This is a genomic window from Ruegeria sp. B10 (assembly GCF_056539825.1).
The window spans coordinates 17523-30296 of sequence record NZ_JBQFVP010000013.1; the positions used below are offsets into that span (position 1 = coordinate 17523).

13 protein-coding genes are annotated in these 12774 nt (G+C 58.6%); 10 read left to right on the forward strand and 3 right to left on the reverse strand.

Annotation, left to right across the window (positions count from 1 at the left end; translation table 11 throughout):
* The first annotated feature begins 125 nt into the window (after positions 1-125).
* The 7 genes from ACR0J4_RS17520 (at position 126) to ACR0J4_RS17550 (ending at position 7424) form a co-directional block, all read left to right on the forward strand.
* A complete protein-coding gene (locus ACR0J4_RS17520; RefSeq protein WP_170640194.1) occupies positions 126-959 on the forward strand; it encodes an FAD binding domain-containing protein in 834 nt (277 codons plus the stop codon).
* Between the two features lie 12 nt (positions 960-971).
* Positions 972-1466 (forward strand): (2Fe-2S)-binding protein, encoded by a 495-nt coding sequence (locus ACR0J4_RS17525; RefSeq protein ID WP_170435943.1) that lies wholly within the window; start codon positions 972-974, stop codon positions 1464-1466.
* Positions 1463-3880: an aerobic carbon-monoxide dehydrogenase large subunit gene (locus ACR0J4_RS17530; RefSeq protein WP_170640192.1), complete on the forward strand. Its 2418-nt coding sequence runs from the start codon at positions 1463-1465 to the stop codon at positions 3878-3880. The genes ACR0J4_RS17525 and ACR0J4_RS17530 overlap by 4 nt, the downstream gene beginning before the upstream one ends.
* A 103-nt stretch (positions 3881-3983) precedes the next feature.
* Positions 3984-4850 carry an AAA family ATPase gene (locus tag ACR0J4_RS17535; RefSeq protein ID WP_170640190.1) on the forward strand — a complete coding sequence of 289 codons (867 nt, stop codon included), beginning with the start codon at positions 3984-3986 and terminating at the stop codon, positions 4848-4850.
* The gene (locus ACR0J4_RS17540; protein ID WP_170640188.1) at positions 4850-6040 is read left to right on the forward strand and encodes a VWA domain-containing protein; all 1191 of its coding nucleotides are present in this window, start codon (positions 4850-4852) and stop codon (positions 6038-6040) included. Before ACR0J4_RS17535 ends, ACR0J4_RS17540 begins: the two co-directional genes overlap by 1 nt.
* Positions 6041-6052: 12 nt before the next feature.
* Complete coding sequence (locus ACR0J4_RS17545) at positions 6053-6865, forward strand: XdhC family protein (protein ID WP_170556049.1); 813 nt, start codon at positions 6053-6055, stop codon at positions 6863-6865.
* 106 nt (positions 6866-6971) lie between these two features.
* Positions 6972-7424, forward strand: a complete 453-nt coding sequence (locus ACR0J4_RS17550) for an SRPBCC family protein (RefSeq protein ID WP_170556048.1) — start codon at positions 6972-6974, stop codon at positions 7422-7424.
* Between the two features lie 63 nt (positions 7425-7487).
* On the opposite strand, the gene ACR0J4_RS17555 is transcribed toward ACR0J4_RS17550, so the two are convergent.
* Positions 7488-8426 carry a c-type cytochrome gene (locus tag ACR0J4_RS17555; protein WP_170747403.1) on the reverse strand — a complete coding sequence of 313 codons (939 nt, stop codon included), beginning with the start codon at positions 8424-8426 and terminating at the stop codon, positions 7488-7490.
* 48 nt (positions 8427-8474) lie between these two features.
* Here ACR0J4_RS17555 and ACR0J4_RS17560 point away from each other — a divergent pair, with 48 nt between their 5' ends.
* Both ACR0J4_RS17560 and ACR0J4_RS17565 read left to right on the forward strand, forming a co-directional pair.
* Positions 8475-9047 carry an RNA polymerase sigma factor gene (locus ACR0J4_RS17560; RefSeq protein WP_371811923.1) on the forward strand — a complete coding sequence of 191 codons (573 nt, stop codon included), beginning with the start codon at positions 8475-8477 and terminating at the stop codon, positions 9045-9047.
* Positions 9044-9781: a hypothetical protein gene (locus tag ACR0J4_RS17565; RefSeq protein WP_170556046.1), complete on the forward strand. Its 738-nt coding sequence runs from the start codon at positions 9044-9046 to the stop codon at positions 9779-9781. Before ACR0J4_RS17560 ends, ACR0J4_RS17565 begins: the two co-directional genes overlap by 4 nt.
* 92 nt (positions 9782-9873) lie before the next feature.
* Here the strand turns inward: ACR0J4_RS17565 and ACR0J4_RS17570 are convergent, their stop codons facing one another.
* Entirely contained in the window at positions 9874-11037 is a 1164-nt protein-coding gene (locus tag ACR0J4_RS17570; protein WP_480668756.1) for a Hint domain-containing protein, read from the reverse strand.
* A gap of 145 nt (positions 11038-11182) precedes the next feature.
* Between ACR0J4_RS17570 and ACR0J4_RS17575 the strand changes: the two genes are divergently transcribed.
* Positions 11183-11482, forward strand: a complete 300-nt coding sequence (locus tag ACR0J4_RS17575) for a hypothetical protein (protein ID WP_170380383.1) — start codon at positions 11183-11185, stop codon at positions 11480-11482.
* A 56-nt stretch (positions 11483-11538) separates the two neighbouring features.
* Here the strand turns inward: ACR0J4_RS17575 and ACR0J4_RS17580 are convergent, their stop codons facing one another.
* Positions 11539-12750: an aminopeptidase P family protein gene (locus tag ACR0J4_RS17580; RefSeq protein WP_480668757.1), complete on the reverse strand. Its 1212-nt coding sequence runs from the start codon at positions 12748-12750 to the stop codon at positions 11539-11541.
* Between the last annotated feature and the right edge of the window lie 24 nt (positions 12751-12774).

A 12774-nucleotide genomic window follows, 5' to 3' on the forward strand; every position in this document is an offset into this window, starting at 1 on the left:
AGCTCATTCGCATTTCGTGAAACAAGCTGCGCGCCCCGTTCCCTGCGGCTGGAAACGCTGAGCGCACCCCTCTTTCCTGATTGAAGGTACCCCAAGGTATACCGCTTGGACCCAGGGAGGAAAACATGATACCAGCCGGTTTTGAGTATCACCGGCCAGGCGACATCGCCTCGGCCATCGGCATTTTGCAAGAACACGGAGACGAAGCGCGCGTGATCGCGGGCGGGCACAGCCTGATCCCGATGATGAAGCTGCGCATGGCCGAGATGGGCCACCTGATCGATCTTCAGGCCATCGATGAACTAAAAGGCATCGAGGTCGGGTCCGATACCGTGACCCTAGGAGCCATGGTGACGCAGCATGAGTTGATCACCCATGACGGTCTCGCCACTGCCATTCCGCTGATCCGCGAGGCGGCCTTGCAGATCGCCGACCCTCAGGTCCGTTACATGGGCACCGTCGGTGGCAATGTCGCCAATGGTGATCCTGGCAATGACATGCCGGGTCTGATGCAATGCCTGAACGCGTCATTTGAATTGTCCGGCCCCGATGGGTCACGCAGTGTCGCCGCGCGTGAGTTTTACGAGGCCGCCTATTTCACCGCGCGCGAGGATGAGGAAATCCTGACCCGGATTTCGATCCCTGTGCCAGGGGCCGGTGTCGGTCAGGCGTATGAGAAGCAAAAGCGCAAGATCGGGGATTATGCGACGGCCGCCGCCGCCGTAATGGTCGGTAACGGCACGGCCTCGGTTGCGATGACAAATCTGGCGGACACTCCGATCTGGTCCGAAAGCGCCAGCGCTGAATTGGCCAATGGCGATGCGGACGGCTGTGTTGCCGCGATGCTGGATGCCATTGAACCCGTGGCGGACAACCGTGGACCCGTCGAATTCAAGAAACATGTGGCGAGCGTGATGCTGCGCCGCGCCATCGACCGTGCGCAAAGCCGCGCGGGTTGAGGGGAGGAAACCATGTCGAAAATGCACGTCAAACTCACCGTGAACGGCAAAGAGGTCGAAGGTCTGGCCGAGCCGCGCACGCTGTTGATCCACTTCCTGCGGGAAGATCTGAAAATCACCGGTCCTCATATTGGTTGCGAGACCAGCCATTGCGGGGCCTGCACCGTGGATATCGATGGCAAATCCGTCAAATCCTGCACGACTTTTGTGGCGCAGGTGAACGGAGCCGATGTCACCACCGTCGAAGGCCTCACCAATGACGATGGCAGCCTTGGCGTTTTGCAGGAAATGTTCCGCGAACATCACGGGCTGCAATGCGGCTTCTGCACGCCGGGCATGATTACTCGCGCGCACCGTTTGCTTCAGGAAAATCCAAACCCCTCAGAAGAGGATATCCGTTTCGGGATGGCCGGGAACCTGTGCCGCTGCACCGGATACCAGAACATCGTCAAGGCGATCTCGGCCTCGGCTGACATGCTGAACGCTCAGAAGGAGGCTGCGGAATGAACGACCAAACTCTGACCCCCGAAGAACGCGCCGCCAATCTCAAAGGGATGGGCAGCTCGCGCAAACGCGTCGAGGACGTGCGCTTTACCCAAGGCAAGGGCAACTATGTCGATGACATCAAGCTGGATGGGATGCTGTTCGGCGACTTTGTGCGCTCCCCCTACGCACATGCCCGCGTCATCAGCGTGAACAAAGAGGCCGCCTTGGCGATGCCGGGCGTGATCGCTGTTCTGACAGCCGAGGATCTGGCCCCGCTGGGCTTGCATTGGATGCCAACGCTGGCGGGTGACAAGCAGATGGTTCTGGCCGACGGCAAGGTGCTGTTCCAAGGCCAGGAAGTCGCCTTTGTGGTCGCCGAAGACCGCTATATCGCCGCCGATGCGGTGGAGTTGGTTGAGGTTGACTACGAAGAACTGCCTGTGATCACCGATCCGTTTGAGGCGCTGAAATCCGATGTGGTCCTGCGCGAAGACCTTGAAGGTCAGACCGAAGGTGCGCATGGTCCTCGCAAGCATCACAACCACATCTTCACCTGGGAACAAGGCGACAAGGATGCGACCGAGGCCATTCTGGCCGAAGCTGACGTGGTCGCCGAGGAGATGGTGTACTATCACCGCACCCACCCCTGCCCGTTGGAGACTTGCGGCTCGGTTGCCAGCATGGACAAGGTGACCGGAAAATTAACGCTGTATGGCACGTTTCAGGCACCGCACGCGATCCGGACGGTTGTGTCGCTGATCTCAGGCATCGCCGAACACAATATCCGCGTCATCAGCCCCGATATCGGTGGCGGTTTCGGCAATAAGGTTGGAGCTTATGCGGGCTATGTCTGCTCGGTCGTGGCCTCGATTGTCACCGGCAAGCCGGTGAAATGGGTCGAGGACCGGATGGAGAACCTGATGTCCACCGCCTTTGCCCGCGACTACTGGATGCAGGGCAAGATCGCGGCCACCAAGGACGGCAAGATCACCGGCCTGTGGTGTCACACCACGGCGGACCATGGCGGCTTTGACGCCTGTGCGGACCCGACCAAATTCCCTGCAGGCTTCATGAACATCTGTACGGGGTCGTATGACATCCCCACCGCCTATCTGGCCGTGGATGGTGTCTATACCAACAAGGCTCCGGGCGGGGTGGCCTATCGCTGTTCCTTCCGCGTGACCGAGGCCGCCTATTTCATCGAACGCATGATCGAGGTTCTAGCCATCAAACTGAACATGGACGCGGCCGAGCTGCGCCGGATAAACTTCATCAAGGCCGATCAGTTCCCGTACCAGTCGGCTCTGGGCTGGGAGTATGACTCGGGCGATTACCATACCGCTTGGGACAAGGCATTGAAGGCCGTCGACTACGAAGGTCTGCGGGCGGAACAGGCACAGCGGGTTGAGGACTTCAAGGCTGGTAAAACCCGCAAACTGCTGGGCATTGGTCTGACGCATTTCACCGAAATCGTGGGTGCCGGGCCAGTGAAGAACTGCGATATTCTTGGGCTTGGTATGTTCGACAGTTGCGAAATCCGGATCCACCCGACCGGGTCCGCCATCGCGCGGTTGGGGACGATTTCACAGGGTCAGGGCCATGCCACGACCTTTGCCCAGATCATCGCCAGTGAGATCGGTCTACCCGCCGATGATATCACTTTGGAGGAAGGCGACACCGATACTGCGCCCTACGGTCTGGGAACCTACGGCTCTCGGTCCACGCCCGTTGCCGGTGCAGCGACTGCCATGGCCGCGCGCAAAATCCGCGCCAAGGCGCAGATGATCGCGGCTTATCTGCTTGAGGTCCACGACGACGATGTCGAATGGGACGTGGATCGGTTCTGTGTCAAAGGCGCGCCCGAGCGGTTCAAGACTATGAAAGAAATCGCCTTTGCCGCCTATAACCAAGCGATACCGGGGTTGGAACCCGGTCTGGAGGCGGTCAGTTATTATGACCCGCCGAACATGACCTACCCGTTCGGGGCCTATATCTGCGTCATGGAGATCGACGTGGATACCGGTGAGTGGGACGTGCGAAAGTTCTATGCGCTGGATGATTGCGGCACCCGGATCAACCCGATGATCATTGACGGGCAGGTCCATGGTGGTGTGACCGAGGCCTTGGCCATCGCAATGGGGCAGGAGATTGCCTATGATGAGATGGGCAATGTGAAGACCGGCACGCTGATGGACTTCTTCCTGCCGACCGCGTGGGAGACGCCGAACTATATCACCGACTACACGGTGACCCCTTCCCCGCACCATCCGATTGGCGCGAAGGGGGTTGGGGAAAGCCCGAATGTAGGTGGCGTTCCCTGTTTCTCGAATGCGGTGCACGATGCGTTCCGACCCTTCGGGTTGGTGCAGAGCCATATGCCGCATGACCACTGGCGGATCTGGAAGATCGCCAATGGGTTGGGGATGCATGGGTGATTGGGTTCGGATCGGCTTGACCGATCCGACCGAACGGAGGGGGCCAGCCCCCTCCGAACCTCCCCCGAGATATATTTAGCCAGATGAAGAATGGATCCTGGTTTTGACTTTGAGTGACGTGCAGAACGGATTGGCCGCGCAGGGCTATGTCGCTGATGATCGGTTGGCGATGGCGCTGCATCTGGCGCAGGCTTTGGGGCGGCCCTTGCTGCTGGAAGGGCCTGCGGGCGTTGGCAAGACCGAAGTCGCAAAGGCTCTGGCCGCCCAACACGACGCGCGCTTGATCCGCTTGCAGTGTTATGAGGGGCTGGATGCCAACCACGCAATTTATGAGTGGAACTACCAACGTCAATTGCTGGCTATACGCGCGAGCGAAGCCCAAGGTGGCACAAGCGAAGCGCAGTTGTTCTCTGATGACTATCTACTGAAACGACCCCTTTTGGAGGCGATCAGTGAAGACGACCCTCCGGTTCTTTTGATTGATGAGATTGACCGCGCGGATGAGGAGTTCGAGGCCTATCTGCTTGAGATTTTGTCAGATTTTCAGATCACGATCCCAGAGCTTGGGACGATCAAGGCACGCTCCCGCCCGATTGTGATCCTGACGGCCAATGGCACACGGGACCTGTCCGACGCGTTGCGGCGGCGGTGTTTGTATAGCTATCTCGGCTATCCTTCGCGCGAGACGGAAATGGCTATCTTGAAGGCGCGTATGCCCTCTGTTGAAGGGTTGCTGGCACGTCAGATCGTCGGGGTTGTTCAGGCCCTGCGCAAGGAAGACCTCGAGAAAACGCCGGGCATTGCCGAGATGCTGGACTGGGCCGCCGCCCTGTCGGGCTTAGGTGTGAACGACATGGCCCAGTCTCGGGGCGAGGTACAGGCGACGCTTGTCTGCCTGCTGAAAACCGCCGCCGACTATGATGCCGCCCCGCCTGAGGTTCTGGATCGCTTGATCGGGAAGGTCGCGTGATGCAGGTCACCCGGTTCCCCTCACGCGCGGCGGGCTTGGCGGACCGCATGAGCGGTTTCATGTCCCATCTGCGGATGAACGGATTGCGTGTGGGTCCCGCCGAAACCGGTGACGCGTTGGCCGCCTTGTCGGCGGTCAAGGCAACCGACACGACACAGGCCAGGCAGGCCTTGTGCGTGTTGCTGACAGGCAGCGCCGAGGATTGGCGACGCTTTGATGAGCTGTTCGACGCCTACTGGTTCAATGTCGGCAAGCAGCGCAGTGGGACAGCTCAGACCGCACATGTACGGGTGCAGTCCGCGAAACCGAAGATCTGGCAGCAGCAAACACAAGACGAACAGGATCCGCAAACGGATACAGATCAGGCAGCCGCCACTCCTGATCCGGGCGACGGTGAGGCCGAAGGGATGGATGGGAAGCTGATTGCGACCCGAACGGCCAACCTGTCGCGCCGGGATTTGCGCGAATTGATGGATGACGAGTCGCTGAGACAGGCCGAACGGGCCGCAACACAGCTGGCCCGGGCGATCCGCGACCGCCGATCTCGCCGACGTAAACAAGCATCACGTGGCCGGACGCTGGACATGCGGCGGATACAGCGGGCCAGTCTGGCGCGGGGTGGAGAGCCGATGGACCTCTATCGCCGTGCGCGACCGCCGCGACCGATGCGGCTCGTTGCACTATGCGATGTCAGTGGGTCGATGACCGTCTATTCCCGTGTTTTTCTGGCGTTTCTCAAGGGCCTGATCGGCAGCGGAACCGAAGCCGACACTTATCTGTTCCACACCCGTCTGATGCGCGTGACAGACGCTTTGCGCGATCACGACTCAATCCGCGCTGCGGGACGGCTTTCACTGATGGCCGAGGGGTTTGGTGGCGGGACCGATATCTCTGGAAGTCTCGAAAGCTTTCTGGACGGCTACGGCGCGCGGGCGCTGAACGGACGGACAATCGTACTGATCCTGTCGGACGGGTATTGCAGCACTGCTCCGCAGGCGTTGGGGCAGGTTCTGGAACGGATTCAACGTAAAGCGCGCCGGGTCGTCTGGCTGAACCCGCTGAAAGGCTGGCAGAATTACCAACCTGTTGCCGCTGCCATGCAGGCCGCAGAACCCCATCTGGACGCCCATCTGCCCGCCAATACGCTTGAGGCGCTGGCGGCGCTGGAACCCGAATTCAGAAAACTGTGAAAGGATATACCGATGGCAGGTTTCGACATTTTCGACACGATTGAAGAGCTGCGCCGCACCGGCGATGCCTTTTGCGTAGCGACAGTGCTGCGCACCGCCGATGCGACCTCGGCCAAGGCCGGAGGCAAGGCCGCCATCACCCGCGACGGTACGGTTCTAGGCCATCTGGGGGGTGCCTGCGTGCAACGCGCGGTTCGCGCCGCAGCGCAAGAGGCGCAGGTGTCAGGTGAGCCGAAAATGATCCGCGTCAAACCCTCGGACAAGGTTGTGTCTATGGCCGACCCGGACGGTGTTCAGACCTACAAAAGCGGGTGCCCATCCGGAGGGACAGTGGACATGCTGATCGAACCCTATCAACACGCTCCGCGCTTGATCATATTCGGAGACTCTCCGATTGCGCAGGCGTTGGCGTCCCATGCGGCACTGGCTGGGTTGCGCGTGTGTTTGCCTGAGGGTGCTGAAAACACGGTGAAATACACCCCCTTTGATCCCGACGATCTGAACGCATTGGGCGTTGAATCGCGAGATTTTGTTGTGGTGGCGTCGCAAGGCAAAGGCGACGGAGCGGCATTGAAAGCTGCACTGCAGTCACCCGCGCGCCGCGTGTCGATGGTTGCAAGCCGCCGCAAGGCCGAAGTGCTGTGCGCCAAACTGGAAACACAAGGGCTGAGCACAGAGCAGACCAAGCGACTGAAATCGCCCGCAGGGTTGGATATCCACGCCATCGACCCGCATGAAATCGCGCTTTCGATTTTGGCTGAAATCATCATGTGGCGCAATTCTGACAAATCCCAGGAGACATCCCATGATGAGAAAATGGCTTAACTGGCTGAACGCTTTCAAAACGGCGCAGCCCGAGTTGACCACGGAGGAGGCGACCGAAAAAGCCCTCCGTGTCTTTCCGAAATGTTGTTGAAAAAGGACCCCCCAGATGGAGCTCACTGACGAAATACGCATCGCGGCCCCAAAGGACGCCGTTTACCGCGCACTCAACGATCCCGATGTGCTGCGTGAATGCATCCCGGGCTGCGAAGAGTTAATCCAGCATTCGCCCGAACACCTCGAGGCCAAAGTCGTCCTGAAAATCGGCCCGGTCAAGGCCCGCTTCAACGGCGAAGTGACGCTGGACAACTCACAGGCGCCAGATGCGTTTTCGCTGTCCGGCGAAGGCAAAGGCGGTGCTGCCGGCTTTGCCAAGGGCGGCGCGGATGTATCCTTGACCGCTGACGGAGATGAGACGGTTCTGTCTTACACCGCCAAGGTGACGATCGGCGGTAAGATCGCACAATTGGGCAGCCGCTTGATTGCAGGGACGGCCAAAAAGCTATCCGGCAAATTCTTCGACAAGTTCGGAGAAGTCGTTGCAGAACAATTTGTGCAATAAGCGCCGCGCCTAACGCGCATCCAGCGGGTGTGGCAGAGTCTGCCACACCGCCTTTTATTTCCGTCAGCCCTGTACCTCATCCTGCATGTAGGCGATGACATTGGTGATGTCGGCCTCTTTCTTCAGGCCGGGGAACTGCATTTTGTTGCCGGGTAGAAACCCTTTGGGGTCGGTCAGAAAAGCCGCCAGTTTCTCCGGCGTCCAGACAAGATCAGCATTGGCGAGCGGGCCGGAATATTTGAACCCGTCCACTTGCCCCGCAGATGCACCCACCACATTAAACAGCGAGGGTCCTACGCCATTGCGGCCTTCTTTCAGCTGATGGCAGGCCTTGCATTTGCGAAAGACCTTCTTGCCCGCTTTGAGGTCCCCCTCCACTGCGGCGATTGAAACGGGAGCGACGGGCGCGGCTTCGGCCTTGTTTTCGTCCATGGTAAACACAAGACGTGCGGTGATCGGTACGGTCCGTGTGATGCCGGGCAGGTCGGCCAGTTCCATCAGCTTGTCGACGCCTGCATCCACGCCTGCATCCTCAGTGCTGAGGAAAACCATATCATTGGTAGAAACCATCACCGATGTCTCGGTCAGTCGGATCACGAACATCTCAGCGTCGAACTCGATCTCGGTCCCGACCAGAGACAACGCAGCCTCGACATCGATGATCGACGATGCGCCCACGGCAAGGCCCGAGACCTCCTCCATGTCGAATTCAGCGGTCAAAGCAGCGGTGCCTGCCTTGCGGAATACATATTCGATCATCCTTTCGTTGCGAATGTCGATATTGGTTTCTACCGAGGACAGATCAATCTCGATCTCGGCCTTGCCATCAGGGCTGACATGACCGCTCAACCCGGAGAAGGAATTGACCTCGCCCACTGTGTCTTTCTTGATCGTGCCATAAGCCAGGTGCGAGGCATCCGAGGACAGAGTCCAACTTTCCGACAGGGCCGGGGTTGCAACAATTGCAGACGCAATCGTGACTGCTTTCAACAGAAGTTTCATTTCATTTCTCCTCAGGCTATGTAATTTCTGACCCAGCGGGCCCGGTCCGTGAAAGACAAACACACACAGGTCGCGATTTATTCGATGAGTGGTGAAATCAGCTCGGAACAGGCCGTGCGCGGCGCTATCCAGACGCATTCGAAACGCGTGTGGCGGTTCGGGCTTGCCCTGTCGGGGGCCCGAGATGTGGCCGACGACCTTTTGCAATCCACATGCCTGCGCGCGCTTGAGCGTCACCATCAGGTGACATCCCACGACAGGCTGGACAGCTGGCTGATGACGATCTGCCGCTCGATCTGGCTGAATGAGGTGCGCGCGCGCTCGGTTCGCAAGGCGCAGGCCTTGTCTGTGACCCCCGAAACCGAATTAATTGCAACAGGACCCGATTCAGAAACGAATATTTTCGCGGCTGAAGTGTTTACTCAAGTGATGCACCTGCCAGAAGCACAGCGCGAGACCGTGATGCTTGTCTTCGTGGAAGGGTATAGCTATCGCGAGGCAGCAGCCTTGCTTGAGGTGCCGATTGGAACAATCATGAGCCGACTATCTACGGCTCGGCAGAAACTGAAAACCGTGATGCAGCACGAGGCTGCGGACGCCGTTCGACGGGGTGGCAAATGACGTTTTCCGATGAAACGCTGTTGGCGTATCTGAATGGAAATCTGGGCGAGACCGAGGCGCAAGAGATCGAGAGCGCGGTCGAAGCCGACCCAGAACTGGAACAGCGTCTGATGGCGCTTGATCCGTTTGCACCTGTTGTGCATTCGGTCTTCAAGGATGTTCCGCAGGATGCGCCTCAGATCACAGTACCGGATCGCGCGACGTCTCAACCCGCGTCTCAACCCTTTCGACTGCTGGCCGTCGCGGCCTCGGTCGCGATTGTGGCGGTCTCGGCGACGTTGTGGGCGACACGACCCGCGCCGTTGGGTTGGGCGCAGCAGGCGGCGATCTACCAATCGCTCTATGTGCCTGAAACAATTGCCACTCTGGACACCGCACCAGAGGCGCTTGAGGCCCAATTTGCTCAGGCCGAGGCCACGCTAGGCCGGTCCCTGAATCGCGCAGCCCTGAGCGCCTTGCCGGGGGCCGAGCTGAAGCGCGCTCAGGTTCTGTCTTTCAAAGGAAAGCCACTGGTTCAGGTCGTCTTTGCGGATGATCAGGGGCGGCCCTTTGCCTTTTGCGTGATCCGTCAAGGGCCAGGGGCACCGGACAAGGATGTGAACCTTGCCGTTCTCAGCGGGCTGGCAACGGCCACTTGGGCGGAAGACGGCTATGGCTTCATGATCATCGGCGCCGATGGGCAGAGCGATCTGAGCGATCGCCTGACCGCATTTTCCGAGGCAATTTCCAGCTAAAATGCGCCTGGGCCTTGACCAATCGCGGAGGTTGAAGACTACACCACATCGGACTTTCGAAACGAATAGCGAAATGACCGAGTTGTGAACAACTAATGCAGGCGGTTCGATGGCGTGGACGCGTCCTCGAGAACCAGCTTTCCGTTCTTGAGATGCCGCTCGACGAATTTCTTCTGCAAACGACCGGCTGGTACAGGATATGCCGTTTCCGGGGCGTAGCCCTGACGTTGCACTTCCGGGAAGAGGATAAAGATTTCTTCTCGGGCCTCTTCCGATATTGTCTTGATTGCTTCGGGGCCTGTAAACAAACTCTCCGAAGGAGCACCATCGGCGAAAATGACCTCGTGTTGATCGAAGAGAAGGTGGTAATAGACAACCTCGGTTATGTCTTCATCCACGTAGATCCCAGGTAACGCGGCCAGCTTTATTGCCGACACAAGGACATCGGGACTGCCGAACATACGCTCGGACACTTTGGAAGACACCAATATGCGGTGTTGTCTGGACACCAGCAGGTCTTTTGCTGGAAGCCCCTGCCCAAGCGCGCCGGCAGAGATACGGACAGGTCGTAGTTTTTCCGCAGCTACACCTTGGGCCGCAAAGTCCACTGTCTTGGAACCAACCCACCGCAACCGCTGCGGGCCATTTCCCTTGGTCAGAACGACATCCCCCACGGACAAATCTTCAACAGCGGTTGGGCCGTTCGGCGTTTCAATCATGGCTCCCGCGCACAAACACAGAATATCGCCGGAGATATCACCAAAGCCGATTGCACCGGTATTGGCACCCGAAGACAGACCCCCTTCAAAGATGACCTCAATCCGGGACACCGGGCCTGCAATTGAAACGGTCAGCGAATCTGGCGCGCCCGGTCCTTCGACACCCGGAGACACATTCCCGTTGGCTTCGACCGTGTTGCCGGTCTGGACGTGAAATGGGCTGAGGTTGGAAAAAACAACAGGGACCGGATTGTTATTCACATCAAACGCCAGAACCGTCACTCTATCGTCGAAAGAGAATTCGTTGCTGTCCAGATCCAGAATTTCGAACGTCACGTTTTTAACAGCGGTTGAAAACGTCACCTCTGATGTCGCAGGGCCCGGGATGCCCGAAACAAACAGGTTTCCACCAAGAAACCCATTGAAGAATACCCCTGGATCAGAGGCCACGGTTAGCGTCGACGAGTTCGAACCGTCTGTCAGCACGGTCGAACTGTTCGCACTGCCCAGAGTTGACCAATCAAATAGGAATGGCACTACTGCTTCTCCCAAACCGCTTAAACTGCATAGAATAACGATATTCTATCTCATGCGTATTAATGCATCCTTAAATTGACAACCCTAGTATCTTTTTCCTGTAGTGTGATCAAATACAGCGTACCCCAATCAATCAGGACCGAATATGGCCGTCGTTACCATGCCTGCGCAGACAGCCCAACGGCTGAAGGACGAAATTCTCAAGCTATCGCAATCTGTTGAGGTCAAAATGTTTCTGGCCAAAGACGTCGTTCAACTGATCGGTTTCACAGAAGAAGAGATCGCGGGTTTTGGCGGAGAAACCGGAGATGCCGTCGTTTTGGCAGTGCGGGACCTTCAGGCTCTCGAGCAGGCCATTCCACAATCTGCCAGCGGACGCTTGAATTATATCCCAATCGTGAACGAAAAAGCCAAGGCCAAGCTGGATCCGTTTTATCAGGCCTAGACTGCACTCTGTGTGTTTGCGGCAAAGGGTGAGGCACACGCCCCACCCCCTTGGTATCACGCGTCGATGATGTTGTGGCCGGGACCGTAGGAGAAGCCGGTGATGTTCTCGGCCGCGTCTTCTTCGACCACTAGAATATCATGCTCACGGTAGCCTCCGGCGCCGGGCTGGCCTTCGGGGATCCAAAGCATCGGCTCGATCGAGACGACCATGCCGGGTTCCAGAACCGTGTCGATATCCTCACGCAGTTCCAGACCAGCCTCGCGCCCGTAGTAGTGGCTGAGCACGCCGAAGGAGTGGCCATAACCGAAGGAGCGGTATTGCAGCAGGCCCTCATCTTCAAAGAAGCGGTTGATCTCGGCGGTGATGCCGGAACAGGTCGCGCCGGGTTTGATCAGGCTCAGGCCAAGCTCATGCGCGGCGACGTTGGCATTCCAGATGCGCAGGCTGTCGGCGTCGGGTTCGCCCAGAAACAGGGTGCGCTCCAGTGCCGTGTAGTAACCCGAAATCATCGGGAAAGTGTTCAGCGACAGGATATCGCCCTTTTGCAGTGCCCGTTTGGTGACCGGGTTATGCGCGCCATCGGTGTTGAGGCCGGACTGGAACCAGACCCAAGTGTCGCGGTATTCGGCGTCGGGATAAGCGCGGGCGATCTCCGCCTCCATCGCGTCGCGACCGGCCATGGCGATCTCGATCTCGGTTGCGCCTTCGCGGATGGCGGCGTGGATGGCCGCTCCGCCCACATCAGCGGTGCGGGCACCACCTTTAATCAACTCGATCTCTTCGGCGGATTTCACCATACGGGCCGCCATGGTGTCGGGCGCGATGTCAACCAGTTCAGGCTGGCCCAGCATCGCCAAAGCCGTATCGCGCGCGGCCAGAGTCATGTGATCGCTCTCGACACCGATCCGTTTCGCGCCACCGATCAGGCTGGCCACCGCGCGCCAGTAATTGTCGCGCTTCCAATCGGTATAGATAACATTGTCTTCGACCGAGCGGCGCCACGGCTGGCCCGCGTCGATATTGGCCGAAACCGTGGTGCAGGCGTCCTGCGTAACTACGCAGCCATAGGGCCGGCCAAAGGCGCAGTACAAAAAGCCCGAGTAATAGGCGATGTTCTGCATCGACGTCAGAAGAACTACGGGAATATCCCGCGCAGCCATAATTGCGCGCAGTTTGCCCAGACGGCGATCGTATTCGCCTTTGCTGAACGGCAGCGGGGCTTTGTCGCCATTGTGGCAGGTAAAGAATTCGGGGCGATTTGTCATGTTCAGGTCTCTCATCTTTGCCGG

Coding starts and splice junctions, on each gene's coding strand:
- ACR0J4_RS17555 (WP_170747403.1), bottom strand. CDS start 8,426: ATGAAACTTCTGTTGAAAGCAGTCACGATTGCGTCTGCAATTGTTGCA.
- ACR0J4_RS17545 (WP_170556049.1), top strand. CDS start 6,053: ATGGCAGGTTTCGACATTTTCGACACGATTGAAGAGCTGCGCCGCACC.
- ACR0J4_RS17575 (WP_170380383.1), top strand. CDS start 11,183: ATGGCCGTCGTTACCATGCCTGCGCAGACAGCCCAACGGCTGAAGGAC.
- ACR0J4_RS17525 (WP_170435943.1), top strand. CDS start 972: ATGTCGAAAATGCACGTCAAACTCACCGTGAACGGCAAAGAGGTCGAA.
- ACR0J4_RS17580 (WP_480668757.1), bottom strand. CDS start 12,750: ATGACAAATCGCCCCGAATTCTTTACCTGCCACAATGGCGACAAAGCC.
- ACR0J4_RS17550 (WP_170556048.1), top strand. CDS start 6,972: ATGGAGCTCACTGACGAAATACGCATCGCGGCCCCAAAGGACGCCGTT.
- ACR0J4_RS17540 (WP_170640188.1), top strand. CDS start 4,850: ATGCAGGTCACCCGGTTCCCCTCACGCGCGGCGGGCTTGGCGGACCGC.
- ACR0J4_RS17520 (WP_170640194.1), top strand. CDS start 126: ATGATACCAGCCGGTTTTGAGTATCACCGGCCAGGCGACATCGCCTCG.
- ACR0J4_RS17565 (WP_170556046.1), top strand. CDS start 9,044: ATGACGTTTTCCGATGAAACGCTGTTGGCGTATCTGAATGGAAATCTG.
- ACR0J4_RS17530 (WP_170640192.1), top strand. CDS start 1,463: ATGAACGACCAAACTCTGACCCCCGAAGAACGCGCCGCCAATCTCAAA.